A 25,663-nucleotide genomic window follows, 5' to 3' on the forward strand; every position below is an offset into this window, starting at 1 on the left:
GCGGATAGGAGTAATGAGGATGACCGAGATGGAATCACGACAACAGCTGGAGTCGCAGCTTCAAGAGATTTTGAAATGGGAGAAAGAGCAGAAGGACGTCATGTTCTGGGAGAAGCTCGGAAGAATTCCTTTTATGCTGCTGGATCGCCTCACGCCCAAGGCTGTTCAAGAGAAAATCGGAAGTGCCTTGAATGAGGTAGGCGGATTTATTCAGAGCGGCGGGAAACATCTGGTTCGCGAGAAGTCGGTTATGAAGGTTCTGGCGCGAACAGCGGGATTGGACGGTCCAAACCCGGTTTCCGGCCATTCCGTCAAGTCCGCTCAGGAGGAATACATGGAAGATGAGAACGGAGAGGAGGAGGCTGCTTCCGGGCTTACCTTGGCATTTGCCGCGAAGCTACCGCTCCAAGTCATGGATAGCGCAGCGGATACGCTAACCGTAAAACGCGTCAAATTCGCCGCAGCGCAAGGAGCAGCAACGGGAATCGGGGGCATATTTACGATTGCGGCCGATCTGCCGATGGTGCTCGGTCAATCGCTTAAGGTGCTGCAGGAGATGGCGCTTTGTTACGGGTATGATCCAAACGATCCCCGCGAGCGGGTGTTTATCGTGAAGTGCTTGCAGTTTGCATCCGCCGATATCGTGGGGAAAAAAGCGGTGCTTGAGGAGCTCGCCAGTTTTGATGATGAACAAGTGACGGAGCAGGTATTCTCGCAGCTGCAGGGCTGGCGTGAGGTCGTTCAGTCGTATACCGATAACTTCGGGATGAAGAAGTTGTTTCAGCTGATTCCGATTGCTGGGATTGTATTCGGTTCAATCAGCAACAAGGGGACGATCAGCGATGTGGCTGCAGCGGGGAAAATGCTGTACAAGAAGCGGCGCCTAAATTACCGACTTAGGAATATGGAATACCCTATGTAATCGTTTATTCCTCTTGTTGAAATGATAAAAAGGGTTATCCGCCATGCGGGCAACCCTTTTTATCATCATTATGGAAAATGGGACTGACGTATTCAGGAAAAAGGCTTCAGCTTCCTAGCGGTTGTCCACCTTTTCCGGATACAGGTCATGGTTCATCAGACGGTTCGCGGCGATCTCCTCGTATTTGGTTCCCGGACGACCGTAATTGCAATACGGATCGATGGAAATGCCACCCCGCGGGGTAAATTTGCCCCATACTTCGATATATCTTGGATCCATCAGTTTGATGAGGTCATTCATGATGATATTGACGCAGTCCTCATGAAAATCCCCGTGGTTACGGAAGCTGAACAGGTACAGCTTCAAGGATTTGCTCTCCACCATCTTAATGTCCGGAATGTAGCTGATGTAAATGGTCGCAAAGTCCGGCTGGCCTGTGATCGGGCACAAGCTTGTAAATTCGGGACAGTTGAATTTGACGAAGTAATCCCGGTAGGGATGCTTGTTGTCAAAGCTCTCCAGAATGCCGGGATCATATTCAAACGTGTATTTCGTGCCTTGGTTGCCAAGCAGGGTGACGTCTTCCATTTCTTCTTTTTGTCTTCCAGCCATATAGGTGTAGCTCCTTTATAAATATATTAATAAATGCTCAATCAGGTGTAGCGTATTTTTAGGACAACCGTCACACTCCGCGTTTATTGCCCCAGACCAGCGTGTGCAATTGCGGCAAGACACGCACATCGTTCAACCGATCGGATCGCATGACGGCATCGACAAGCAACTCGTACCGATCCAGCAAATGGGAGACCAGCGAAGTGGTATCACCCGTACCTACATCGGGATTACCGGTCTGCAAGTAAAACGGCACATTCGGGTATCGTTCATGGACTGTTTCCGCATAGCTCAAGTCCTTATCGTCAAACACGACAACCTTGAGGCTGAAGGATCTGCCGGGTGCCCGAGCGGACAGCCGGGAGACGATATCATCGAGCTTGCCCCAGTCCGTATCCATACCCGAGCTTGGTGGCTTGGGGGAGATGGTGACTTCATCGATATCATTCAGCCAATCCTGCCAGCGTGAACCTTGGGTCTCCACGGCAACGGTAATTCCGTGTCGGTGCAGCTCATCCACCAGCGTGCCGAGCTGGGAGAGAAGAGCGGGATTGCCGCCGGACAGGGTGACATGATCGAAGCGTTCTCCGCCCAGCCGGTACAGTTCTTGCCAAATCTCATCTGCACTCATGCGCGAAATGGTGTCCTTGGCGGACCCGTCCCACGTAAATGCGGAATCGCACCAGGAGCAGCGATAGTCGCAGCCCGCCGTACGAACGAACATCGTCTTGCGGCCAACGACCATGCCTTCACCTTGAACGGTAGGACCAAAAATCTCCATCACGGGAATCGGACGGTCCACCGCGATGACAGGGGAGGAGGCACTTGAATCGTTCTCATGCTTTACATGCACATTATTCATCGATCATCCACTCCCGTCTGACCTCAGCGTAGCTGGTCGGCGTCTCGAACAGGCGAACGAATTCGGTTCGTGTGCCTTGTCGCTCGTGCGACTCTTTGCTGCGGAGGGCTTCCTCCATTTTTTCAAACAGCCAGACCACCATGTTTTCCGCTGTTGTGTTCATTGGCGGCAGGGTTTCGTTCAAGTAACGGTGATCCAGATAAGGTTCGATATCCGTTTTCCAGCAATCTTTAATGTCCCCGAAATCCACGGTAATGCCGACTTCATTGGGAATACCGCTGATACCGAAGACCACTTTGTACGTGTGGCCGTGGAGGTTCTTGCATTTTCCCTCATAGCAATGCAGATGATGGGCAGCATCAAAGGTAAACTCTTTGGAGACAAGTACCCGTTTTCGGTGGTAACGCAGGCTTCCGGCATCGATGTCTTCGCCAAGCTTCTGCAGTTGCTCTACAATGCGGAAAGCCCCGGGCTCGCGGCTCATACCAGGCGCCCCCCTTCAGACACACGGTTACGTCGCTGCATATAGTTGTCGAGCCCCGCTTTTCTCAGCTTGCATGCAGGACATTCCCCGCAGCCGTCTCCCTTGATGCCGTTGTAGCAGGTTAACGTATGGTCGCGAACGTATTCGAGTGCATTCATCTGGTCGGCGAGCTCCCAGGTTTCCGACTTGTCGAGCCACATGAGCGGTGTGTGAATGACAAACGGGTAATCCATGGCCAGATTCAGCGTAACGTTGAGCGATTTGATGAAGCTGTCCCGGCAATCGGGATAACCGCTGAAATCCGTTTCGCATACGCCCGTGATCAGATGTTTTGCGCCGATGCCCTTGGCCAGTACAGCAGCAAAGCTGAGGAACAGCAGGTTTCGTCCCTCCACAAACGTAGTAGGCAAACCGTCGCCTTCGGCAATTTCGATATCGCTGCGCGTTAACGCATTCGGCGACAACTGATTAAGCAGGCTCATATCAAGCACTGTTTGCTTCACGCCTTGTTCCTTGGCGATGTGTGCCGCGCATTCTATTTCAAGCTTATGGCGTTGGCCATAATCGAAGGTGACGGTTTCGACTTCGGCGAAGCGTTCCTTCGCCCAGAACAGGCAGGTGGTGCTGTCTTGACCACCGCTGAAAACAACGACCGCTTTTTCATTTTTAAGCATAAAAAAACCTCTCATCCTTCATAATTTAAGAACAGCCGAAAGGGCTGAATCTCTAGAAGAAAGAGAAGTTCATTGAACTGAATCCGTAAAAAAACAAGCCTTATTCTTAGGGTGTAACACCGAATAAGACACGATAGTTTTTTATAGAGGGAGTTCACGAACCTCTCCCACACACCGCGATAGGCGTATGGATTGTCTTCTGTTTGTCCTTGTGACCGCAGTGGGTGTTATATCCAGCATACAGTCTGATTACGCCCTCCATTATAACACGGCCCGATTATTTGATAAACACTCCGCCAAAGGGAATTGCTTCCCGCAGAAAACGCTTGATGATGCCCTCGTCATTTAATTCGTCCACGAGCCGCTGATTCTGGCGTCCTGCTTGAAATAACACATAACCGTCACCGGTCAGCTTCCAGTGATAGTTCATATGCTGGCTGGCGAGATGATTGCCATATACGGTCAGGTCCAGCTTGGCCGCTTCGGGATAGGCGATGATGCTCCCGGCGTCCACATACAATGGCTCGGTAGGATGCAGCTTGACTTTGCATACGGGACCCTGGGTCAAAATCCCGATACTGCCATTTCCCGAAAACTTCATCTTAATGGCGTCTCGCGTGACCAGCATGTTTTTGATCTTAAGGATTCGTGTCTGCATCGTAACATGTTTAGTATAAAAGAAAACATGCCGAAAATCATAGAGCATGTCCTGTTCGCCTTCCAGCTGAATTTCATGCATATTGAAGCCTGGGGGGAGCGCAGCCGTAAATTGACTAGGCCCCGTAATATCGGCACGAATCAGTTTTTTCTTGCGGTATATGCCTTTTACGTTCATGAGACGGTCGCTGCGTCCGGAGGAGGGACCCCGATAGGCAACGATTTGCTCAGGATGAAGGACGTGGGCTGTGTCCCCTTCAGTCAGGGAGAACGTGACCGCTTGTCCTGCTCCGCTGCCGGCTGCATCTTCCATTCGAATAATCATGGCCGCGCCTCCTTTTGCCTGGGTTGAATGGTGGGGATCTGGATCAGAGCTTGTCCTATTTAGATCGGTTCGTTCGGCGCATGCCGAATCGCAGGGCACGAATGATCACAAAATAACCGGCAGCCAATGCCACGGCGGTGATCGCCACGGTCTTTAAACGTTCCGCCCCGCGATTTCGTGCGGCTTCAGCCTCCTGAAGCTGGCTTACCATTTGGGTTAATTGTTGGTTCTGCTCCGCAAGATTGGAGTTCTGTTCCGCCAGGGTTAGATTTTGCTGCTGCAGCCGTTCGGAAGCGATCATGGCTTTATCAAGTTCCTGCAGGGCTTGGTTATAGTTGTTCTTGAGCTGGTTTATTTCATCGGGCAGTCCGGAGAACTGCTGGATATCATCATACATATTGTTAAAGTAATTGGCGCTGGCGGTCCGTCCACCGGCCGGCAGCGCGACCCCCGCCACCAGCAATATGAGAGAAAGTTGAATTAGCTTGGATTTTGTCGGCTTATGCAAGAGGGATCACCACCATTCGATTATTTATAGTAAATACGAATTAGATTCCGACAGGTTTCTATTAATATATATTACCCACATTTGCGGTGGAAGTGAATCTATTAGCAGGCCAAGTTGTTTAACTTGCTCATGTAAAGGGTAATGTATGTAAGTAAGCGCCTATCAAGCCATCCCCTGCGAATTATCATAAATGAAAAGTAGATAAAAGGAGATTTTGATCATGATGAAAGATAACAACGTGAAGAAAATTATGATTACAGTGAATGGAAAACCCGTGGGCAACGGATTATTAATTGATAAAGTAACGTACGCTCCTATTCAAGGCATACCAAGACATATAGGGAATACTAAGCCCGTTTCGGCAGCAGAAATAGGTTAATAGACTTTTATATGAAAACACAGCCTCTAAAATCCGGAGAATGCCTCCGGTTTTTTTGCGTTAAAAAACAGAGAATTCGTCTGAATAAATATGACGATTCATGGAAGATTTCATTACAAATTCATACAATTTTCCTTTATACTAGGTTGTAACATGAACCAATATACATAAACCATAATATGTGAGAAGGGGTTTTGAAGAAATGGCATTTTGTACACATTGCGGCAAGAAATTAACGGAAGGCGTCGCACATCAATGCGTTGACGACATCGCAGCGAATTCTATGAAATACACGGCGTCAGCGGCGGAGCCGGGACCAGAGCGTACAGCGTCCTCATCATTTGCAGCTTCAGATGCCAAGACTGCCTCAACCATTCAAGTCGATGGGCAGGTCCTGAAGAACTTATTGAAAAATCCGATGAGTGCTTTGAACATGCGGGGAGATCAGACTGGTTTAATCTACGGTCTCATCGGGATGGCTTCCAGTATCATCGGCTTTTGGTCGTTCGGCCTTGGCTTTAAGCAGCTTATCTATTCCGGCTTGGGCATGATGTCGGCCGTGTTAAGTAATTTCGGCATGGGGAGCCGGGCGCTTTTAATGGGGTTGTTCTCAACCGTTATTTTATTGGGTTCCTTCTGGTTTACGGGCAATATGGTTACGAAGCAGAAGCTTGACATAAAGGAATTCATTGCGAAGATCGGCTCTTTTCAGCTGCCATTCGGAGCGGCGCTTATCGTAAGTGGATTGATCAGTTTCATGTCGTTAAAGCTGGCATCCCTCATCCTTGTATTTGCTTTAATGACGGGATTGGCAGCGAACTGCGCAGCTGTTATCGAATTGTACCGCATTGGATCAAGCCAATGGATTAAATTTATAGGGATTGCTTTAGGCATTTATGTTTTATTCCTTGCGATTGTACAGACCGTTTTATTGTAGGAATAAGTCAATTTCAAGGTAGTAAAAGGCTTCCTTAGCCGACATCTGACAAAAATCTGCATATCTAAAAGACCGCAGCTGCTATGAAGTGACCCCATAAAGTTAGACATATTATTTTATTAGGCAACTTGTTGGGCATGAGTTCGGTACTGTACCGGACTCATGCCTTTTAGTTTTGCTTTAATACGCTTGTGATTGTAATAATCGATATATGTAGAGAGCTCTTGTTTAAACTGCTCAATACTTTCAAATTCTTTTATATATAGAAATTCAGATTTCATGATGCCAAAAAAGTTCTCGATGACGGCGTTGTCGTAACAGTTACCCTTACGGGACATACTTTGCTTGACACCGCGTTCTTTGAGGGCATGACGATACTGTTTCATCTGGTAGTGCCAGCCTTGGTCCGAATGAATCAGAAGCGTATCTTCATCCGCTAGTCGATTGAATGCTTGATCTAACATTGTTGAAACAAGGGAATAGATGGGTCTTGAACCGATCGTATACGTAATAATCTCCCCATTATAAAGATCTAACATGGGAGATAAATATAGTTTTTCTCCAAATAATTTAAACTCTGTTATATCCGTTACCCACTTCTCATTTGGCTTTTCCGCGAGGAAGTTACGCTCTAGAATGTTTGGTGCAATCTTGCCAATCAAACCTTTATATGAACGATATTTCTTCATGCGTACCAGACACTTCAATCCCAACACGTTCATCAAACGCTGCACCTTCTTATGATTTACATGGTGACCGCGGTTTACTAACTCATCTCGAATACGGCGATAACCGTAACGCCCCTGATGTTCCTCGTAAATCGCTTGAATAACGTCCTTTAACTCAGAATCTTTGTCCGGCATACCGAATGTATTCACCCAGTAGTAATACGTGCTACGCGGGATATCTGCGAGCTGCAGAAGTGCTTTCACCGAAATTTCGTTCCTTAGTTCATAGACTACTTGCGCTTTGTCTTGTTTGGTGATTTTTCCTTGTTTTGAACTAAGGTGTTCAACTTTTTTAAATAAGCATTCTCCATACGCAAAAGTTCTATCTCTTTTTGTAAAGCCTCTACAGACCCCTCTACAGGCTTTTGATCATTCAGTTGTTTTGGATCCTTTCTCATGGATGAACGCCCCTTTTTCTTTGGTTGTAGGGCGTCTATTCCGTGTAATTCTAAGCTTCTTTGCCAGCTTAGAATGGTACTATGACTGGCAATATTAAATACTGCAGCTGTCTCTCTAATAGACGTCCCGTGTTCTTTCATATGATTAAGTACGTCTAGTTTATCCTGTACGGAATACGGTGTATAGCGCTTTTTAAAGACCTCTTCACCATGGTGCTCATATTGTCTAATCCAATGTAATAGGACAGTATGATGAAGTCCTATTGATTTCGCAATCGATTTCATGCTTTCTGATCCATTTTGATAACGTATAACCGCTTGTAATTTTTCGTCCGGACTAAAATTAGCCATAGAAAAAACTGCACCTCCAATGTTAGATGGTGTCTAACAATTGGGGTGCAGTTCACTAGGGCTGTGGTCTTTTTTTGTCGAATTAATAATAGGAACATATGTTCCATGACAGTAAGATGTCCATCTGTATTGGTACATTATTAGAAGAAGAGGAAAGAGGTGGATGTATTGCAGTCTGGCTTGTTTTCGGATTTTACATGGAGCCACAGCCATGTATTCGCTGGGGGCACTAGTCAGGTCTTTCTGCTGATCGAGTGGAGGGCTGGTGTGTTAAAGCAAAAAACGCAGTTCCATGGCTTTAATCAGTGCATGGCTGAAGATGTCCAGCTACACCTACAATTAGGGGAACGCGTTCAAGTGGAGCGTATGTATGGATGCCAAGGTGAGATATTGAATGATCGTAACATTTCGTTGTCTTTAGGCTCTTTGTCGGAAGGGAGATCCAAACAGTTGGTTCTTGAGCTAAGTGTCGGAGCTAGGCAATCGGGGGTGTATCCCATGATTACCGCTCTATGGACATATATGGATGTACAGAAGCGGAAGGTGGTTTTGCAGCCATCCCGAACGATTCCGCTTCAATTCAGCAATCATACGGCATTGAAATACCGAAGGGCAGATTATCGCGTTGAGAAGGTGCTGAAATTATACCAGAATGCTTCCATTCTGGAGCAGGCTAGAGGAGAGCTGGAACGGGGAAAGCTGGCTCAAGGGGAAGAAATGATTCGTAGACAGGCAGATGAGATGCTTTTATACGCAATCCGATTTCGAGACGCGGATTATTTGAAGGAGGCAGAGACCCTTTATCAACTAATTGGTTTGTATCTGGATACATATCGGCAATTATCTTCTGAAAATGCGAATAGGAAGAGGGACTTTAGACTTAAAAATTAACTAGGAATGAAGAATCTGTATATAAAAAAGGAAAAATGATTTCAGGGTCGAATGTACTATTTAGCAGTCAAACAAAATATGTCTAATTTACTAGAAAGATAGGGAGAATGCCATATGACAGACCGACTGATCCGACTAATGAGAATCATTACCCTTGTACAAGCAAGACCAGGTATACTGGCTCGCGAGCTTGCCGAACGTTGTGGAACCAGCGAAAGAACCATTTATCGGGATATGGATGCCCTCAGCGCCATGCATATTCCCATCACACACCAAGGTCGAGGCCGAGGCTACACATTTATCGGGCATTTTGCAATGTACCCGCTTGGTTTAACGGAAGAGGAGGTACAGGCGCTATTTAAACTGTTGACCATATTGGAACAAATCAAGCCGATGCTGCCCGATGAATTTGAAAGCGCTTATGAGAAGGTATTGGCTGCTGTATATAAGCAAAGCGCGGAAAAAGCTGAAATTCAGGCCGGGGACCGGGATGAATCTTCAACCGGTTTATAACGGTTCCACTACATGTAACAATTAAACCTCGAACGAAAGGACACATGTTCATGTGACTATCGTCGAGGTTTTTATCAGTTTATGAGGAATTAACCACTGTCATGTGGAGATGCGAATGTAGTAGTGAATTAGAATCAGGATAGGAATATTATACCAAAATAGATGATTATATGATAATATAACTATAATTTCTCTCATCCATCCAAAAATGTAATTGATGTGCAATTATGAGAGACGGCGGTAGATGTCCCTAAGCAAGGGCGTAGGAAGGAGATATGGAGCAATGGCATAGGTTTTATTCCACAACTTGTATAGGAGGATATTCATGAAGAAGATCTCGATCAGTGTATTTACGGCATTGTCCCTGTTTGTCGGAAGCTTCTATCTGAACACGGTGGAGGCAGCGCAAGAGAGCAACGCAGACAAAATGGCGGAGTCTCGTGAGACGAAGACGAGCTATTTTACGGATATTCAAGGCCACTGGGCCCAGACGGCTATTCAAGATGCAATACAACGAGGTTATGTCGATGGTTATCCGGATAAAAGATTCCTGCCTAACAAACAGGTAACTCGAGCGGAATTTATGAAAATGGCGGTTTCAGCTATGGATATTGAGGTGGCTTCCTTAAGTTCAGGTTCCTGGTATGCTCCTTACGTGGCTGCCGCAGAATCGGCAGGAATTTATAAGGCCGGCGATTTCGGAAACAGTAACTTGACGGAACGAATGACGCGTGAAGAGATGGCTAAGCTAGCGGTAAAAGCGCTGGGATATAAGAATGTGGAGGACAAGCAGTGGATGTATCTTGCATCCAAGGATGGCATCATATCTGGGACCGCGCCGGGTGTAATATCGCCTACTGGCACTACGACAAGAGCTCAAGCCATTGCGGTAATAGAGCGTTTGCTTCAGGTAAAGAGCGGCAAGACGCTCCCCGTTGATAAATATGCCGTAGCTGCGGCTGAAGTGTATTGGCATAAGACGAATATTTTCTCGGTGGCACCAGAGATTTTTAATGGGCCGGATAATCACAATAAAAATTTCGGGATTGATTCATGGAAAATATCTAAGTTACGATTTGGAGCACAGGATGGGTCCGTTGTAGCGCAAGTAGATGAACTAATAGCTATTGATTGGAACGACCCAAAAGATCCGAATCGTAAACTTCTTCCGAGTAAAGAGAAGCTGGTTTGGAAGTTTGGTTCGAAAGAAAATGTATTCAGCAATGATCTCCAAGCCTATGTTATTGTATTGAAGTCACATTTGCCGGTAAATAAAAAACCTAAGTCCTACCCAATTAATCAATTAAATCTAGCGATCTTGGGATATAACGGTCAACCAACTGGAAAGCTATTGAATATGGCTTCTCTTGTTGAATCCAAAGATCCAAAAAGATATGTTAATGGCCTAGTCATCCCGAAAACTGGATTTAGCACAGATGGAAACATAAGAGTCTTGGTAGAAACAATCTCGGCGGGAGCTCCAATCTATCAGAGTACTCTATCTAAGTCAAAGCTTATTCGATAGGTAATTCAACATGATTAAGAATAACTCTATCAATAAAATAACGGTTTTTTTTCTTTTATTGTCTATTGTGTCTATCTACATTCCTCCAATTGAATCTGTGGATGCTGCTGAAACTACTCAGAATATCACGTATGATTTTGTAACAAATTCTGACGATTATGAATATAGCGGACTTTTATTTTCATCAAAGAAGGAGTTAGAGACAACAAGAATTAGTGTAAACGCACCTGCAGGAAAAATAATAAAAAAACTAGAGTGGATAAATAAAAGTACAAATAACCCGATCAGATCAGTCAAGGGATTCACAGCTGGTTCTACGACATGGGCTGGGAAGGATTCTCTTAGTGGAACAAGATTAAAGGTTTCATCCTTAGATAATACCAATTATGGTGGCGTATATTACTGGGATAGATGGTCAGTAACAGATGCAGGTCATGATTTTGGTCAGTTATGGAAGGCATCAAGTACCAATGGTACTATCATGGATAATAAAAACTGTAATGGATTTGTAGAAAAAGAAACAATTCAAGGGCATCAACTTCCCAAATACCCTGGCTGTACCGATAATAAATTATCTTTACCTATCAATCGCACCACTGCTTTTTTGATCAGTGAAACCGGGCATACTCTGGAAGGAACGTGGATAAAACATAACGCTATTTCTACAAATGATATCAGTTCCTCAAATACTAAAATTGACAACACATCACGTGTCCCTGACGTTCATGGATCTACCGGGACAACTGATCCAAGCACCTTAGTAGGTCAAATAGCAGATGTTACTTCAATTGATAGTATAAGGATGTATTATACTCAAACCTTTAACAATGACACTTATAATAAATACTGGGCAAATCCGGGAGCTAAGCAAGTATGGTACTTTGCTAAGTTTTGGGTGTCATTTGATTCTTACACTTATATGTACAAAGACAAACTCCTTCGAGCCACCTTTGCAGATGGAACATCAGGCTTAGAAATCACAGGCGCGACGTGCGTGCCACCGTCCGGTACCATTCAGCTCACAGCGAAATTAACGAAGGTAGACGGAAGTACATACAATCTGCAAAGACACGACAAGTTAACCTGGCGGAGCTCGGATAGCAGTGTCATGACTATCAATGCTTCAGGTGTAGTGACAGCCGTAGCAACGACAGGGCAAGCGACGATTACGGCTCATTTTAAAGATACTGCCCAGGCACTGGATGAAACCGCCGATACCTCGATTCAGGTTGGGACAGGCTCGTCTTGCGGGAATACCGGTGGAGGAGATCCGGGAGGACCAGGTGGCCCACCCAACACATGCGGAATCCAAATCGGTGCTGCGAGAAAGGGAACTGTTTCATCGCATACGGTTATGGACCCTGTGGCAACGGGCGTAATTAAGGCGGACAATCGAGACGTTGAAAAGTTTGATGTTCTGGACGGGATACCGACTTCGGAATCCTTATACGTCAATGTTTTCGGACTCAATTATCTGTACAAGAACCAATGGGCGAACTTGTTGGGGGAAATCACCTACACCGTTCCCGTCAAAAAGACGTACATTCTCACCTGGACGATACCGGGAGAACCAAGCTCGGGTCCGGATGATCCCGGCACGCCTGATGAACCCATGGAAGAAGAGGTCCCGGTAGAAGAACAAGTTACGATAACGAGGCCGTATTCCTACTGGCAAATCGATAACCTGGAGGTCTATAAGTTAGCCAAAACAACCGTTAGCAATTATGCATTACCGGGTGGTTCAGTGAGCCTTACTCCAACCGGTTACACCCCTCCTGTCCTTACATCCGATCATAGCGCGAATGTTGACGATCATGTGGAGCCTGCATCATGCGAAGAAGTGGATTTAGGGATGGAAACCGTTTCAGGCGGTTCGAGCAGGCCAGCAGTACCGACAACGGATTTTACATCCGTAGCGGAGTCGGCTGTAGGTCAAAACCAAGTGAAAAACGATAGAGTCCTGTTTAACGGATCTACCGTAATGAGTGACAGCTGGGCGCAAGGGACGGCACCAACACCAGGGATCATTCCTCCGGCTGCGACGATTCAAAGAGACGTCCTATACGGCAGAAACTATCTCATTAGCAATACGTTATTGAATAAAGCGAATACGACGAGCACAGGAACGATTGAATATGATCTCATACCCGGCAACATTAATGGCGGGTCTAATCAATCATTTCCGGTCAATGCCATTAACACCGTCACCGTCCATACGCCGGTAGTCAATTATTCGTCGGTGACGGATGATCAGGCCCACAATCAGAAGACGACCCCGAACCCGGACCGGTCTGCATTCATCTTGGATAGGCCGTTTACGGTGCGTATTCCTACCTCGGGTCAGCATCGGAATATCCAGGGATACGGAGATCGAGACTATGCGAAATATGTAAGATCGAAGCAGGTCTATTTTCCGTTCGATGTCTACAGCAGCGACAGGAGCACCTTTTATCCCAAAGACACCTGGATCACAATCCCGACGGCTCAGCTGGACACGGAGTTTTTCCTGCCGGTATGGGTGGATGAGGGTGATTATCAGGTATACTTCCGTACGATTGCGGAGAACGCTCCTTCCGACTTTACGACACAGCCCAGCGCGAACCTGGATTTGGCTCACCATGTGGCTACGGATATTGAACCAGTTGAAGTGATCGGGCGCGTATATGATTTCCATATCACGGATATTGCCGATTATAACTGGGAGACGGTCTTCCGCAAACAAAAAGGGAATGCAACACCAAGTGGTGCGTCCTATTGGACAGGACTTCGGGATATTGACGGTGGAGCACGCGGGAACTCGCTTCCGTACACACTTCCCATCGCACCGGGCAAACATCCGGCACAGGGGTATAAGAATGCGGCCGTAAAGACAGGCTACCACTTCAAATTCGATTTAAAGACGAAGGGCAATATGTTTGGTGTACAAGACGGCATTTCAATTACACCGAGTTTTTATTTCGTTAATCAGGGCGGCAGCGGACGGCAGCCTGTTGATCTGTATTACCACAGCGGAAACCGGAAGTTCATTCGGATCGGTTCCCCGCAGGACACGGAGAAGCGTTATGTCATTCTGAATGACAGGCTGCGCAATGTTCCGCAAGGCGAGTTGCAGGATACCGCATCGTATTTGTACAACCGCGGCGGAGCCCCGGCGGGGATGTCCGCGGCAGCCTACATGAAGCAGTACTTGGAGAAGATCAGCAAGGGCAAGACCTGGGTAGGGCGGCTCGACTGGATGCTGCTGCCATTCGAAATACGCACACTGATCGGCCCGAAGTCAGGATTGCCTGCCTCCGTTGATACGGAGCGGGCCAACGCGGCTGTACAGCGCTGGTATGGTGAATACAGTCTTCCTGCCGATGTGTATGTGGTGAAGAAAGGGACCGACCTGGCCGCTTATGGACGGACGAACCGACTGGACGAGAAATCCTCGATTTTTCTCAAAAAAGGGTATATCGTGGTCAATTTCAACATCGAGACGATCCGGGAGGGCAATACGGCCAAACCCCATCTGCAATACATTCATGGTCCGCTCATGAATCAATGGCAGCTTGAAGGGTACAGCCGCACGTATAACGATCCGTATGGTAAGCGGTTTTCTCTTATGGACGGGGACGTCGTATTTTATCATGCCGATAAATCCAGTAAAGGAGATTTTAAATCCCAGGTGCCTCATTAAAATCGTGAAAAACCAGCTTCTCCCTGATCTTTAGGGAGAAGCTGGTTTTTGCAATTCAATAATGCGGCCAGACACCGTTATCATAGAGATAACGGGCAAAGGCCATTGGATTGTGGTATGAGCATTTCCATGCATCTGCCATCCCAGCCTCCAAAAAACCATAACGTTGATCGCAGCCATTGCATTCAATGAAATAGAGCTTTCCAACCTCGGTAATGCCAATATCCATTCCAAAATCAGCGGCAAACGGAATAAACAAGGATAGCGTTTTGGCGATGTGGAGGGAAAACTCAGCGATTCTTTCTATGGTTGGCCCGACAGGCACACCAGGCAAACAGCTGGATAATATGTCCGGTACCCGATAAGCTGAGCCGCCTTGAGCAATGTTGGAGACGAACGTTCGTGGGGCCGATGTTTTTGCAAACATGCCGGCGACCTCCCAGCGCCCGCTTCCCCCGCGCTGAACGGTAACTCTGATATCAAAGGGGCGGTCATCATATTCGGCAAGCGGAATGCGCTGCTGTACAAGGAATGGAGCTTTCCTGATCCGCTGATAGATCAGGGGATGGAGCTTTCCGGGCGGCAGGGTAACCGTTCTCCACCCCTTGGCCGATGGTAATGAGCGGGAGTAAGTGAATTGACTGCGTAGGGAGTTACCTTTCAATCGCATAATACCAACCCCGATGCTTCCATTGCATGGCTTTAGAACGAGATCCCCGTGCTGACTAAGCATGGAGTGAATCGAGGCGGGGGTAGCTTTAACCGTATGAGGCAGGGATGGTGATATCCCCTGGTCCTGCTCCAGCATATGATGTATAACGTTTTTACCGTAGCGTGTACGCCCGTTATAAATAAATATCCCGCGATTGATTAGTTGATCAATCAGCGCCAGCTCCTGTTTTTTATGATAAATAGCTCGCATATGAACAACACGCGGGAGGGGGATATGCACTCGTGAATATCCAACTGGAGCCGGAATATAACCAGTCACCTTTCCAGTCTCTAGTGAAATATGATGAATGGTAAAAAAACAAGGAATCAACCCGTTCACGGCAGCAGCTTCTTCATAATTGGTCAGTGATTCAGTGCCGGTTTCCCCGCTGGAAATTCTGCGATACGTATTGTTGTTGAGTAGAATGCCGACATATTCCAGATGCATGGTCATCCTCCTTGTTACCACAGATCATGTAGTCTTTGTACCACATCGTATGCATAAGAAAGATTGTCCCGGGTGGACGGGTGTCGCCCGTGGTTGGCCTATTCTTTACTGGATAATAGTCACCAATAGACCCTGATCCGGTATATGTTAAGGTATCAGACCATACAAATGACAGGTATGCGTTTTTTTTTTGAATAAGGCAACGAAACGCTACTGGTACAAGGGGATTGATACCTTTGATATATCAGCAGGTGTTTTTCATATAGATAAGATGTGAGAAGGATGTGGAGTTATGGGTTTGCGGAAGGTGGCGGTTGTGACGCCGGGATCGTTTGTTATTCCATCGGGGAGGAGCAGCTCCGTCGAGCGGGTAGTGGAGCAGACCATTCCATTGGCACAGGGTACCATGGATGTGCGCATATTCGGAGTGCTGGGAAAAGGGCTCCCTTCAAAAGACACGATTAACGGCGTTCCGTGCTACCGCCTGCCATCTGGTACGAATTATTATCCTTCCTTGCTGCGGAGACTTCAGAAGTGGAGACCGGATATTATTGAAGTTCACAATCGGCCGCTGCTGGCCCAGCGCCTCAAAATGCATCTGCCGGATGTGAAAGTCGTACTTAATCTTCATTCCAATACATTTATTATGCCTCCATATATGAGCGAGCAGCGCTTTGGGAACATTGCCCGCTGGATGGACGGCATTGTAGTAAACAGCCGTTTTCTGCTGGAGGATATTACTTCAAGACATGCTTGGCTTTTGGAGAAGATCACGATTAATCATCTTGGTGTTAGTCTTGATCATTTTACCCCGGCATTCAGCCCTGCTGCCAAGGCCCTAAAAGAGGCAAAGCTTGCTCATTACGGATGGAGTGGACGTCGTATCATCCTGTTTGCGGGACGGCTTATCCCTGACAAAGGGGTTCACCATCTGATTGACGTACTGCCACATATTATTGACAAGCATCCAGATGTTCTATTGCTTATTATCGGAAGTGCGGCTTACGGATCCGATCGTGAAACCGCCTATGTCCGGGAACTGAAAAAAGCTGCCGGACCTTATTTGCATTGGGTATACTTTCGACCCTTTGTCCCTTATCCAGCGATTGCAGACTGGTACTCGCTTGCTGATATTGTGGCTGTCCCCTCAGCGCCGAGGGAGGCCTTTGGACTCGTGAATGTTGAAGCAATGGCAGCTGGGGTTCCTGTCATCGCTGCGAACGCAGGTGGTATCCCGGAGATCGTGGAGAACGGTGTGACGGGTTATCTTGTTCAAAGAGATGATTTTCCTGGTGGACTCGCTGAACGGATTAACGGATTGCTTCAAGATGAGAATCTGCGTACACAAATCGGAATGGCCGGTCGTGAAACGGTACGTCAACGTTTCAGGTGGGATCATACAGCAGAACGATGGGCTAACCTGATGCAAACCATCTAACCGACAGTGGCAGTAGCCCTATCTCTTGAATAGGATGAATGTAACGATTAGAAGCAGAGGAGAGAGCCGACAGTGAACAAAGCCAGAAGGATCACCAGGATAAGAAGGGGAAGGCCCTTTCGGCGGTACGATGGCTATTATAAGAAGATGACCATCAGAGGAACTTCCGCCAACTGGTCAGATTTAGAGAAGGATGTGATGGATCACGCCTTGACTGATGATGTAATCAGTGCTTCCCATCTGCAGCATCGTAGTGTAAGAAGTGAGGCGATTGAGGATTATGCCATACACAGTATTCATTTGTCATCCGAATCCATCATTTCTTCCAAACTAGCACTTGAGTCGGTTCAACCGAGTCATCTTTCATTTAATCCGGTCCAAGGGATACCTGACACACCTTTACTTCAGCAGTTTGGATATATCCCCTTTACCTTTCCCGATGAACATGAAGCGATCGAAATTACAGTACCACTTCAGACCTCTTATCAAGATGAACATTACGTAGTGGTGGCATCGTGCAGTGATCCAGTGTTTCAAGCTGGCATTCGAAAACGGCAGCATGAGGAGGTGGCCATCGGAATTACACGACCAGCAGGTACATTGATCTCAGAAGGCTGGTTGTACTGGATTTCAATAGGCCGGATGGAAACATAAGGGAGTAGAAGGATGGGGGAAGCGAGATTCCACCCATCCTTTTTAGTAAGCAGGGAGGATCAAAATCGTAAACATGCTGAAGATGCCATTCCGGAGATTCAAGTGCCAATCATCCGCGGAAGTGATTTTTAAGGAGTTCCCCGTATTACTCTCAGTATTCGCGTAATGCTGCTCCAATCAAGTTGTATACATAATTACAGATTATGATGTGTCTAGAGGATAGAATGGTCCCTGCGGATGCCGTCACGGAGCGAGAAAGTCAACATATAATAGAAATGAATTGCCAAAAGATTATTCGGTCCTCACGCAGTGATGAGAAACGGGAGGCGGAATTTATATGAAGGACTTTTTACGATGAGGAGACGAGGCGCTCGCTTACGGACATCTTTATCGGCGACTCTTCCCAAAGCTGATCCGGTTGAAGGACGGAAGGATGGATTTATCGTTGGCTATTCTTATGGCGTTCAACACGGACAAAATAACGGAGATTGCTCATTTGACGGCATCAGCATCATTATCCCCATTCATGATCCAAATGAAGATGCCATTGGCAAGATCAGAAGAATCGAAGCCTTAACGCCGCATCCATATGAGCTGCTCATCGCTGATGCCGGATCCTCGGAAGGAACAAGGCAATATGCACGCGGCCGTATCGGAGCGGTACGACACATTGTCGGGAGAAGTGATCAAGGCATAGGGGTTGTTCTTAATAAGGCACTTCGTGCTGCACACGGGAAGAAGTTAGTTATTCTATATGGCTGTACACCTGTTATGGATAACTGGATTGGCGGTCTGACGGATGAGTTGGAACATGCCCCCGCTATCAAAACGGTTTGTGTGAGTTTTGCACAGTCAGGAACCCCCATACTGCCTAGGGATGAAGTGGATACTCATAATCGGTTAAATGCGTGCTGTGCTCTGTTCCGCCCGGAGCTGTTATCGGATGTTGGAGGACTAGATGAAGGGAGTCCATCATTACAGGAAAGCATAAGCGAATGGTTAGGACGTGTTCCACAGCAATATAGAACGATGCTGCAGGCTAAGGATCTATTCACCTGATTCGAAAGACGGCATTATTCATGGCACCAGAAAGCTTGTCGAAGCATATGTTGAAAAATATGATGAGCGAAGGAGAGTTATGTCGTGGAGAAAAAAATTGATGATATGGTCGAACACCTTTCGCACTCCCAGCGGCAGTTAGCGCGCATTTTAGAAGCTCAGCGTCATGCAGCAGTCCGCATGGCTCAAATTATACATTCATTACCCAATCATGAAATCCAAACCTCCGAAGAACCAAATTCACGAGAAGGACCATCGTTAGGGGGACAATTATTAGGAAGCCGATCGTCAGGATCCCAGGTGGAACAAGTCAATAGCAGCATTACTGCTTATTTGAACGCCATGGCCGACCTACAACAAACATCGGCAGACAGTTTGGAAATCGTAATGAAAGAGCTTAAAGCGACCGAGCAAGGTGAAGAATAATGGGATCCGACTTCGTTGGTTAAGGGGGAATGTATGTGAGTAAAGAGGAATCGTTCATGCGGATTCTCGATGCATCCGTTACTATTCAATATAATACCTATCTCATTCTTCAAGGGAAAGCGGTAGAGGCCGAAAAGGTTTGTCAATGGGTCCTGACTCAATATCCTCGTTCCAAGGGAGAGTTGAAGGATTCGTTATCCATTCACGAGCAAATTGTTGAGCAAATCGAGGGCTTGACGAAAATAGGCTCCGGTCTGTGCCGGAATCTGCGAATTATCCTCGGAACGGAAGCTGAACAAGATGACGCCATGGGATTTGATGCATTCGATTTCGGAGACACGGACTCATGATCGCGCGCATACAGCGGGAACATGAAGCCAAGATTGCTGTGGTATCATCCATTGCTAGAAGTCAGCAAGCGCTGGCAAGTATTTTGGAAAGTATCGCAGAGGTTACGGCACATTCTGAAACAACCGCGCGCACTCTCGCGGAGAATATTCGGCTGCTTGTCGGCTATCAATCCGTGATGGCTGAAATGTTGACAGGCATTCCGTTAAATCGGTACAAATTAGGCAGTCCGGCATCGCCCTGGATAACATCCGAGTGCCAGCTATCTTACAACGAGGCCGGGTTAGAAGCTACGAACTGAACCTTGCAGGAGGATTCGGCATGAACATGGCATTATCCGTTAGGAATCATCGAAAGACTTCAGAAATGGCACGGAAGAAATCATTCGCAAAGGGGCTGCGTAGCCTGAAGTCATCAGGCAGTAAACGCCGTCATGGCAAGAAAGGCAAGCGCCATCGAGCCGGTGGCCGTTACAGCTCCAGGCCTGGGGTCGGCAGATCCCGGCCTTTATCTCAAGTCCATGACCATGGGTATGATCATTCCTACATGGAAGACTTTAAAGCTGGATTTGCGAAAGGTTATGAGGATGGCAGACAGGCGGATGCCTCTCCATAACGACTCTGGTGGCATTCTATGTAACTTGAGCTGAAGAACGCTCCATCTTATATAGTATCAAAATTATTGAAGAATCTACCGTGGCCAATTGGAGAACGAGCACAGCACACCTCTGTTTGTTAGGCAAATGAATGGATGCGCATCTCTATGTTCGACATACAATGGTTTAAAAGCGAAAAATGGAGTGAGGACTAATGAGTCCAACCAGCAGAATAGACAAGCGATTCATTCGAAAAACATGGCGTAAGATGGATTTTTCCAAGTCATTCAAGTCCTTTGGCACCGAAGTGAGATTAGATCATCAAACAATGGAATGTTTAAAAGACTCATACAAAAGCAGCATATGGAAACTTGAAATCAAACATGAACAAAAGCGCATTCCCATCATTCTTAAAATTTCGAAACCGCTCGAAAAAGACCGACCGGAAAGCACGGTTGAGAAAAATATATACCGTAAAGGAAGAAAAGTACTTCAGCCGTTCATGCCACTAGTTTATAAAACCAAAAGAAATGTAAACGGACGCGATTTGTGGGTGTTCATGGAATACATCGAACCTCTTAAAGGGCGGGTGCAGTATAATCCGGATCACTTTGACAAAATCATTCCTACGTTAGCGAAGCTTCACTCCTCTACGATGAATGAACGCTTTAAACAACATGAGCGACTATTCGGTGATTGGCTGCCTCAATTTAGCTCTAATGTTGTGAGAGAAGAAAGAAAAAGCATAAATAAGTTAACCTTGTATTATTTAGATGAAGCGATGAAAAACAACCATTTAAAAGAAATGATAAATCCATATTACTCACTCGTGAAGGAACTGCTGCAGAGAGGGCCAGATTATTTCCCGGAGGTCGTTCATGAAGGCTGCAGCATTATCCACGGAGATCTTCACACTGCAAACATAGCGGCCTACAATGTTAAGGAGAAATCGTGGAAAATCAAGTTTATTGATTGGGAAGGCGCAAAATATGCTCCGTGCTGGTTTGATCTCGTCAATTTGATCGGGGTTTTCTTGGCATACCGCCGAGAGTGGGAAGATCAGGAGGAGGTTATAACCCGCCGTTGTGTTCAGTTATATTCGAATGAGATGAGAAGGCATGGAGTTATCTTTAAAACCGATCCATTCAAACTGTATCAGATGGCATTCCTAAAACGAATACTTGAGAAGGGGCTGTATCTGCAGCTGAATTGGGCTGTTACCGGTAAAAAAGAGGCGAAGCTACTGCCGGTGTATTTAGAAAAAATCAAAGTTTTAGGAAAAAAATTGGAGCTTTATTAGTACTTATTCGATTCAATGGATATTAAGTTGAGTACTACTCGGATAACCCGCGTGTTCAGCGGGTTGTTTTGCGTTGTTTTTGATGAATCTATCTCACAATCGCAGCAGAAATTCTTGGCTAATCGTTATCCAATTATTCGAGTAATGTTAAATCATGTGTGTGGAATGTTAAATCGCATTTTTTTAATGTCATGTCGGAGGTCCTCCACATAGGATATAAAAGGAATACGGAGTGGAGGAACGCGGATATGACAAAAATGGGTAGTTCGGAAGGATTCGAGCAAGGTCGTACGGATGGATTTAGAAAGGGAAAAGAAGATGGATATAATAAAGGGCTTGAGGATGCACAAGCCTTATTGGTAAACCCGCCTCTTAATGATATCAGTCTGAAATGGCGAGAGCTTCGATGTGCTGACCAGATTGCAAGCCATTTCGGATCTTCAGTTGTTTTAAACGACAGGAATATGGAATGTTTGAAAGAAACATTCAAGAGTGCAATCTGGAAACTCGAAATTACGGCAAACGGACAAAATTATCCGATTATTTTAAAGATATTCAAAGCACCTGTGAACGAACAGAAATTAATCGAGTTAAACATGTACCGGAAAGCAACCAGTATTCTACCGGATTTGATACCTACCATATATTTGATCGTGGAAGGTATGAATGGTGAGGATGTATGGGTATTCATGGAGTTCGTCCCTCAAGTAAAGGGTCAGGTTATCTTTACACCCGATTATTTCGACCGGATTATCCCTTCGTTGGCGAAGCTTCATGCACTAACCTATAACGACAATTTTTATAATCATTGGGAAACATTCGAGGAATGGCTTCCGCTTTACGACTCCGAAACCTCAACGCAAGAACGCCAGAAGAACCATCAAAAAACGATGGAATATCTGGATAAGGCAATGGAACGTCCTGAATTAAAGCAGAGACTGGAGTCGAGCTACGCTAATGTCCGTACCATGTTACAAAAGGGACCTATTTATTTTCCCGAACTTCTCCAGGCTGGTAAAAGTATCATTCACAATGATCTTCAAACTCCGAATATCGGCTGCCACAATGTAGCTGAAGAGACCTGGAATATTAAATTTATCGATTGGGAAGGGGCACGTTTCTCACCATGCTGGTTTGATATGTTTAATTTAATGGGTGTGTTTTTTGCATACCGAAAGGACTGGAGAGGTGACGAAAATGCCGTGATTGAGCGCTGTGCGCCTTTGTATGCCGCAGAAATGCTCAAATATGGAATCCGGTTCGATACGGACCCGGTTACGTTATACAAAATGGCTTATTTGCAGCGCGTTTTGGAACGCAGCTTGCTCCAGCAGCTTATTTGGGGAGTGGAAGATCTGAAGTCGGTTTATTTATTGGATCATTATTTAGAGAAAATCAATGTGTGGGGCAAGGAGCTCGGGTTATATTAATGCCAATGACTTTAGCGGGATAGGATCTAGGAGCATCAGAATCATTGGAAGAATGGGCAGGTCAATGCTCTAACAACAGGAGGGAGGTATAGGAATGAATCATGTGTTAACCTATCTAGATTTAGCGGATTCTCTGCTGTGCTCCCTTCCCTCCAGGGCTCGGATTGCAGGAAGCCCGAAGCTCCCATGCAATCGAACCTTCCGAATACGAGTCGACAGAACGATGCCCTTTGAGTTTGTTGCCAATTTGATGCCTCCGTTTTGCGGATTATGGGAGGCTGATGTCTGTTTTGATTACTCTGATTATGATAACGCTCTGTCCGGTATTGGCGGGGAAACTCAGGCGGATGTATATATCATCTGGTTAGATTGGCGGATCTACGCCAGCTCAATGAGCGCACAGGAAGCTGCTCATTGGCTGAATGAACGGATCGATAAACTCCGTATGGTAACGGATAAACCGATCTGGGTAAATAACTGGCCGGAGTCTCTGGAAGACGCAAATAGGGTGCTCAGCTTCCGTGCAAGTGATCGTGGATGGTTCCGAAAGTTAAATTCGTATTTGTTGGAGTCCGTAGAGAAGAACACAGGATGTGTTCTGATCGATTTAGCCGAATTGGCCCATGAAGGTACTGGATCCTTTTATGATTATCGGAACGAGGAAATCAGCAACTACCCATTTTCCAATCAGGCAACGACGATGATCTCCCGTCACCTGGGTGTACATCTCTTACCTGCTTCCTGTATTCCGAGACTTAAAGCAATTGCTCTTGATCTTGATGATACGCTTTATAACGGGGTATTGGGAGAGGAAGGGGCTGAAGGGGTAACGCTAACGGAAGGTCATCATCGGTTGCAAAGGCTGCTGCTCAAACTTAAACAATCAGGAGTGCTGCTTACGTTGTGCAGCCGTAATGAAGAAGAAGATGTTAAGGCTCTGTTTGATACCCGGAGCGATTTTCCGCTGAGATGGGACGATTTTGCCGCTGTCTGCGCGAATTGGCAGACAAAAGCAGAAAATCTGAATCGCTTGGCACGAATACTGAATATCGACCCGTCTGCTTTCTTGTTTGTGGATGACAATCCGGCAGAGTTGGTGAAGATGGCCGCTGTACTGCCAGAGGTTCGTCTTCTACGAGCAAAGCAAAACGGTGAAGAAACGATGTTTGGATTATGTCATTTTCCCGGATTGTATCAACTTCACCAGGATAACATGGCTGTATCCAGAACAACCGATATTCAGGCCAATCAGACAAGGGAGAAGATTAGACAAACAGCATCGGACTATCGTTCCTATTTAGACAGCTTGAACATGGTTGTAACCATCTATGAGAATGAAGCTTCCCATGTCACGCGGCTGCATGAATTAAGTCATAAAACAAATCAGTTTAACCTGGCGTTAAGGCGGATGACAGAAGTGGAGGCGAATGACGTTATGAATGCCTCGAAATATACTACGATTACGATTCGCCTCTCGGATATACTGTCAGACAGTGGAATTATCGGCGCTTTTATATGCCGGTTGGATGGTGAGCAAGCGCATTTAATCGAAACGCTTTTTAGCTGCAGGGCGCTTGGCCGTGAGATTGAAACGGTAGCCTTTGCTTGGATCTTGGAGAAATTAATAGATCGAGGAGTGCAGCGTATCAATATCGAAATGGCTCAGGGGCCGCGAAATGCTCCCGCCTTGGACTGGATAAAGCGTTTTGTTACGGGCTCGCCTGAACAACTGTCGCTTAAAGATCTCTATGCACGTGTAAAAGCAGCTTGCGGAAGTCATCCTGCTAGAGTGGAGGTAAATCGATGACTACAGAATTACGCAAACAAATCGGGTCGATCTTATCCGAGGTATTAAACACTGCATTACCGCCTCATGATAATCCAAAGCGGGAAGAGCTGGCGAATTGGGATTCTTTAAAACATATGGAACTCATTCTTCGTCTTGAAGAGCAATTTGATGTTCGCTTCTCCATTAGGGAAGTAGCGGGAATTCAAAGCTTGGATGACATCGCCAAGATCATTGAGGTGAAGTCGTGAAGCACAACATCAAAGTTGAACGCTTTGGGATTCGATTAAGACCCATTACGATGGACGACGCTGATTTTATTTTCAAACTAAGAAGATCCCCTGATTTATCCAGGTATATTGGAGAAATCGACTCTCGTTATTCTACTCATGAATCATGGTTGAAACAATATTTTCACAGAGAAGGCGACTATTACTTCTGCATTGAGCTTCTCTCGGGCGTACCTATCGGAACCATAGCGATCTATGATATTGATGGTCAAGCCGGGAATTGGGGAAGATGGATTATTTCCGATTCGATCCCTGCCGCTCCTGCCAGCGTATGGCTTATTTTTCACGTTGCGTTTGATATTCTGGGTTTGTCCAGTGTGTTCTCCAACACGGTTATTGATAATGCGAGTGTCGTTTCTTTTCATGATAACTGCGGTTTGCCCCGGACCGGAATTGAACGTAATGGCCTTACCATTAGAGGCGTATCCTATGACATGGTTATTCATACGGCTACGAAGGAGAACTGGCCTATGATTCAACAAAGATTAGAGAAGCCTGCAATATTGGCGGAGCGTCTGCTGAGGGAGAATCCGGAAGAATAATTAACATACTTTACGGAATGTAAGAAAATATGACTTGTTTACTGACGACAGCGAAACCGTTCGCTGTCTTTTCTGTATGTACCGGACGAAAAGGAATGACATGGGTAATATGTCTGGTGAATTCGCCGTTGCTTCTCTCAGGTGTATTTCATATTTTATCAGGAGAAGGAAATTCATGATCGCCCGGTAAT

The 25,663-nt window shown here is 46.2% G+C and carries 27 protein-coding genes and 1 riboswitch; of the genes, 19 read left to right on the top strand and 8 right to left on the bottom strand.

What is annotated here, in order from left to right; genetic code table 11:
• The first annotated feature begins 19 nt into the window (after positions 1-19).
• Positions 20-922 (top strand): EcsC family protein, encoded by a 903-nt coding sequence (locus tag MHH48_RS07800; RefSeq protein WP_076323028.1) that lies wholly within the window; start codon positions 20-22, stop codon positions 920-922.
• Positions 923-1,036: 114 nt separating this feature from the next.
• On the opposite strand, the gene queF is transcribed toward MHH48_RS07800, so the two are convergent.
• From queF to MHH48_RS07830, 6 genes are all read right to left on the bottom strand, one after another.
• On the bottom strand, positions 1,037-1,534 hold the full coding sequence (queF, locus tag MHH48_RS07805; RefSeq protein ID WP_009591586.1) for a preQ(1) synthase: 498 nt from the start codon (positions 1,532-1,534) through the stop codon (positions 1,037-1,039).
• A gap of 70 nt (positions 1,535-1,604) precedes the next feature.
• A complete protein-coding gene (queE, locus tag MHH48_RS07810; protein ID WP_256720566.1) occupies positions 1,605-2,315 on the bottom strand; it encodes a 7-carboxy-7-deazaguanine synthase QueE in 711 nt (236 codons plus the stop codon).
• Between the two features lie 73 nt (positions 2,316-2,388).
• Positions 2,389-2,880 carry a 6-carboxytetrahydropterin synthase QueD gene (gene queD, locus MHH48_RS07815; protein WP_076323030.1) on the bottom strand — a complete coding sequence of 164 codons (492 nt, stop codon included), beginning with the start codon at positions 2,878-2,880 and terminating at the stop codon, positions 2,389-2,391.
• Positions 2,877-3,554, bottom strand: a complete 678-nt coding sequence (gene queC / locus MHH48_RS07820; RefSeq protein WP_076323031.1) for a 7-cyano-7-deazaguanine synthase QueC — start codon at positions 3,552-3,554, stop codon at positions 2,877-2,879. The genes queD and queC overlap by 4 nt, the downstream gene beginning before the upstream one ends.
• Positions 3,555-3,688: 134 nt before the next feature.
• Positions 3,689-3,720, bottom strand: a riboswitch (PreQ1 riboswitch).
• Between the two features lie 111 nt (positions 3,721-3,831).
• Positions 3,832-4,536, bottom strand: a complete 705-nt coding sequence (locus MHH48_RS07825; RefSeq protein WP_076323032.1) for an AIM24 family protein — start codon at positions 4,534-4,536, stop codon at positions 3,832-3,834.
• Between the two features lie 55 nt (positions 4,537-4,591).
• Positions 4,592-5,044 (bottom strand): hypothetical protein, encoded by a 453-nt coding sequence (locus MHH48_RS07830; protein WP_076323033.1) that lies wholly within the window; start codon positions 5,042-5,044, stop codon positions 4,592-4,594.
• Positions 5,045-5,264: 220 nt separating this feature from the next.
• Between MHH48_RS07830 and MHH48_RS07835 the strand changes: the two genes are divergently transcribed.
• Positions 5,265-5,423, top strand: a complete 159-nt coding sequence (locus MHH48_RS07835; protein WP_179090640.1) for a hypothetical protein — start codon at positions 5,265-5,267, stop codon at positions 5,421-5,423.
• A 202-nt stretch (positions 5,424-5,625) separates the two neighbouring features.
• Entirely contained in the window at positions 5,626-6,360 is a 735-nt protein-coding gene (locus MHH48_RS07840) for a hypothetical protein (RefSeq protein WP_076323034.1), read from the top strand.
• Between the two features lie 119 nt (positions 6,361-6,479).
• On the opposite strand, the gene MHH48_RS07845 is transcribed toward MHH48_RS07840, so the two are convergent.
• Positions 6,480-7,837 (bottom strand): IS3 family transposase gene (locus MHH48_RS07845; protein WP_144023455.1). Its coding sequence is split into 2 segments (ribosomal slippage): positions 6,480-7,384 and positions 7,384-7,837, totalling 1,359 coding nucleotides; the frame shifts between segments, so codons are not numbered across the junction.
• 267 nt (positions 7,838-8,104) lie between these two features.
• Here MHH48_RS07845 and MHH48_RS07850 point away from each other — a divergent pair.
• From MHH48_RS07850 to MHH48_RS07865, 4 genes are all read left to right on the top strand, one after another.
• Complete coding sequence (locus tag MHH48_RS07850) at positions 8,105-8,728, top strand: hypothetical protein (RefSeq protein WP_340390668.1); 624 nt, start codon at positions 8,105-8,107, stop codon at positions 8,726-8,728.
• Positions 8,729-8,842: 114 nt separating this feature from the next.
• Entirely contained in the window at positions 8,843-9,241 is a 399-nt protein-coding gene (locus MHH48_RS07855; RefSeq protein WP_076323038.1) for an HTH domain-containing protein, read from the top strand.
• A 325-nt stretch (positions 9,242-9,566) separates the two neighbouring features.
• Positions 9,567-10,766 (top strand): S-layer homology domain-containing protein, encoded by a 1,200-nt coding sequence (locus tag MHH48_RS07860; RefSeq protein WP_076323039.1) that lies wholly within the window; start codon positions 9,567-9,569, stop codon positions 10,764-10,766.
• Between the two features lie 994 nt (positions 10,767-11,760).
• Positions 11,761-14,445, top strand: coding sequence for a DUF5704 domain-containing protein (locus tag MHH48_RS07865; RefSeq protein WP_256720557.1), 2,685 nt, complete (start codon positions 11,761-11,763; stop codon positions 14,443-14,445).
• 55 nt (positions 14,446-14,500) lie between these two features.
• Here the strand turns inward: MHH48_RS07865 and MHH48_RS07870 are convergent, their stop codons facing one another.
• Positions 14,501-15,604, bottom strand: coding sequence for a YheC/YheD family protein (locus tag MHH48_RS07870; protein ID WP_076323041.1), 1,104 nt, complete (start codon positions 15,602-15,604; stop codon positions 14,501-14,503).
• A 292-nt stretch (positions 15,605-15,896) separates the two neighbouring features.
• Here MHH48_RS07870 and MHH48_RS07875 point away from each other — a divergent pair, with 292 nt between their 5' ends.
• From MHH48_RS07875 to MHH48_RS07930, 12 genes are all read left to right on the top strand, one after another.
• Positions 15,897-17,042, top strand: a complete 1,146-nt coding sequence (locus MHH48_RS07875) for a glycosyltransferase family 4 protein (protein ID WP_076323042.1) — start codon at positions 15,897-15,899, stop codon at positions 17,040-17,042.
• Between the two features lie 72 nt (positions 17,043-17,114).
• Positions 17,115-17,696 carry a WIAG-tail domain gene (locus MHH48_RS07880; RefSeq protein WP_076323043.1) on the top strand — a complete coding sequence of 194 codons (582 nt, stop codon included), beginning with the start codon at positions 17,115-17,117 and terminating at the stop codon, positions 17,694-17,696.
• A gap of 354 nt (positions 17,697-18,050) precedes the next feature.
• A complete protein-coding gene (locus MHH48_RS07885; RefSeq protein ID WP_076323044.1) occupies positions 18,051-18,755 on the top strand; it encodes a glycosyltransferase family A protein in 705 nt (234 codons plus the stop codon).
• Positions 18,756-18,839: 84 nt separating this feature from the next.
• Complete coding sequence (locus MHH48_RS07890; protein WP_083659676.1) at positions 18,840-19,181, top strand: nucleoside-diphosphate sugar epimerase; 342 nt, start codon at positions 18,840-18,842, stop codon at positions 19,179-19,181.
• 29 nt (positions 19,182-19,210) lie between these two features.
• Positions 19,211-19,531 carry a hypothetical protein gene (locus MHH48_RS07895; RefSeq protein ID WP_244878965.1) on the top strand — a complete coding sequence of 107 codons (321 nt, stop codon included), beginning with the start codon at positions 19,211-19,213 and terminating at the stop codon, positions 19,529-19,531.
• Positions 19,528-19,830, top strand: a complete 303-nt coding sequence (locus MHH48_RS07900; RefSeq protein ID WP_076323046.1) for a hypothetical protein — start codon at positions 19,528-19,530, stop codon at positions 19,828-19,830. Before MHH48_RS07895 ends, MHH48_RS07900 begins: the two co-directional genes overlap by 4 nt.
• 20 nt (positions 19,831-19,850) lie before the next feature.
• Positions 19,851-20,144: a hypothetical protein gene (locus tag MHH48_RS07905; protein ID WP_076323047.1), complete on the top strand. Its 294-nt coding sequence runs from the start codon at positions 19,851-19,853 to the stop codon at positions 20,142-20,144.
• A 194-nt stretch (positions 20,145-20,338) separates the two neighbouring features.
• Positions 20,339-21,424, top strand: a complete 1,086-nt coding sequence (locus tag MHH48_RS07910) for a phosphotransferase (protein ID WP_076323048.1) — start codon at positions 20,339-20,341, stop codon at positions 21,422-21,424.
• Positions 21,425-21,672: 248 nt separating this feature from the next.
• Positions 21,673-22,854 (top strand): phosphotransferase, encoded by a 1,182-nt coding sequence (locus tag MHH48_RS07915; RefSeq protein ID WP_076323049.1) that lies wholly within the window; start codon positions 21,673-21,675, stop codon positions 22,852-22,854.
• A gap of 94 nt (positions 22,855-22,948) precedes the next feature.
• Complete coding sequence (locus MHH48_RS07920; protein ID WP_076323050.1) at positions 22,949-24,661, top strand: HAD-IIIC family phosphatase; 1,713 nt, start codon at positions 22,949-22,951, stop codon at positions 24,659-24,661.
• Positions 24,658-24,891 carry an acyl carrier protein gene (locus MHH48_RS07925; RefSeq protein ID WP_076323051.1) on the top strand — a complete coding sequence of 78 codons (234 nt, stop codon included), beginning with the start codon at positions 24,658-24,660 and terminating at the stop codon, positions 24,889-24,891. Before MHH48_RS07920 ends, MHH48_RS07925 begins: the two co-directional genes overlap by 4 nt.
• Positions 24,888-25,472 carry a GNAT family protein gene (locus MHH48_RS07930; RefSeq protein ID WP_076323052.1) on the top strand — a complete coding sequence of 195 codons (585 nt, stop codon included), beginning with the start codon at positions 24,888-24,890 and terminating at the stop codon, positions 25,470-25,472. Before MHH48_RS07925 ends, MHH48_RS07930 begins: the two co-directional genes overlap by 4 nt.
• Positions 25,473-25,663: the final 191 nt, after the last annotated feature.

The organism is Paenibacillus sp. FSL F4-0100 (assembly GCF_037993005.1).
Taxonomy (GTDB): domain Bacteria; phylum Bacillota; class Bacilli; order Paenibacillales; family Paenibacillaceae; genus Paenibacillus_AQ.

Bases quoted from the DNA above. Each gene is read 5' to 3' on its own strand.
- MHH48_RS07900 (WP_076323046.1), top strand. From the start codon at position 19,528: ATGATCGCGCGCATACAGCGGGAACATGAAGCCAAGATTGCTGTGGTA.
- MHH48_RS07925 (WP_076323051.1), top strand. From the start codon at position 24,658: ATGACTACAGAATTACGCAAACAAATCGGGTCGATCTTATCCGAGGTA.
- queD (WP_076323030.1), bottom strand. From the start codon at position 2,880: ATGAGCCGCGAGCCCGGGGCTTTCCGCATTGTAGAGCAACTGCAGAAG.
- MHH48_RS07800 (WP_076323028.1), top strand. From the start codon at position 20: ATGACCGAGATGGAATCACGACAACAGCTGGAGTCGCAGCTTCAAGAG.
- MHH48_RS07825 (WP_076323032.1), bottom strand. From the start codon at position 4,536: ATGATTATTCGAATGGAAGATGCAGCCGGCAGCGGAGCAGGACAAGCG.
- queC (WP_076323031.1), bottom strand. From the start codon at position 3,554: ATGCTTAAAAATGAAAAAGCGGTCGTTGTTTTCAGCGGTGGTCAAGAC.
- MHH48_RS07870 (WP_076323041.1), bottom strand. From the start codon at position 15,604: ATGCATCTGGAATATGTCGGCATTCTACTCAACAACAATACGTATCGC.
- MHH48_RS07915 (WP_076323049.1), top strand. From the start codon at position 21,673: ATGACAAAAATGGGTAGTTCGGAAGGATTCGAGCAAGGTCGTACGGAT.
- MHH48_RS07835 (WP_179090640.1), top strand. From the start codon at position 5,265: ATGATGAAAGATAACAACGTGAAGAAAATTATGATTACAGTGAATGGA.
- MHH48_RS07905 (WP_076323047.1), top strand. From the start codon at position 19,851: ATGAACATGGCATTATCCGTTAGGAATCATCGAAAGACTTCAGAAATG.
- MHH48_RS07895 (WP_244878965.1), top strand. From the start codon at position 19,211: ATGTATGTGAGTAAAGAGGAATCGTTCATGCGGATTCTCGATGCATCC.
- MHH48_RS07910 (WP_076323048.1), top strand. From the start codon at position 20,339: ATGAGTCCAACCAGCAGAATAGACAAGCGATTCATTCGAAAAACATGG.
- queE (WP_256720566.1), bottom strand. From the start codon at position 2,315: ATGGAGATTTTTGGTCCTACCGTTCAAGGTGAAGGCATGGTCGTTGGC.
- queF (WP_009591586.1), bottom strand. From the start codon at position 1,534: ATGGCTGGAAGACAAAAAGAAGAAATGGAAGACGTCACCCTGCTTGGC.
- MHH48_RS07885 (WP_076323044.1), top strand. From the start codon at position 18,051: ATGAGGAGACGAGGCGCTCGCTTACGGACATCTTTATCGGCGACTCTT.
- MHH48_RS07860 (WP_076323039.1), top strand. From the start codon at position 9,567: ATGAAGAAGATCTCGATCAGTGTATTTACGGCATTGTCCCTGTTTGTC.
- MHH48_RS07840 (WP_076323034.1), top strand. From the start codon at position 5,626: ATGGCATTTTGTACACATTGCGGCAAGAAATTAACGGAAGGCGTCGCA.
- MHH48_RS07875 (WP_076323042.1), top strand. From the start codon at position 15,897: ATGGGTTTGCGGAAGGTGGCGGTTGTGACGCCGGGATCGTTTGTTATT.
- MHH48_RS07855 (WP_076323038.1), top strand. From the start codon at position 8,843: ATGACAGACCGACTGATCCGACTAATGAGAATCATTACCCTTGTACAA.
- MHH48_RS07920 (WP_076323050.1), top strand. From the start codon at position 22,949: ATGAATCATGTGTTAACCTATCTAGATTTAGCGGATTCTCTGCTGTGC.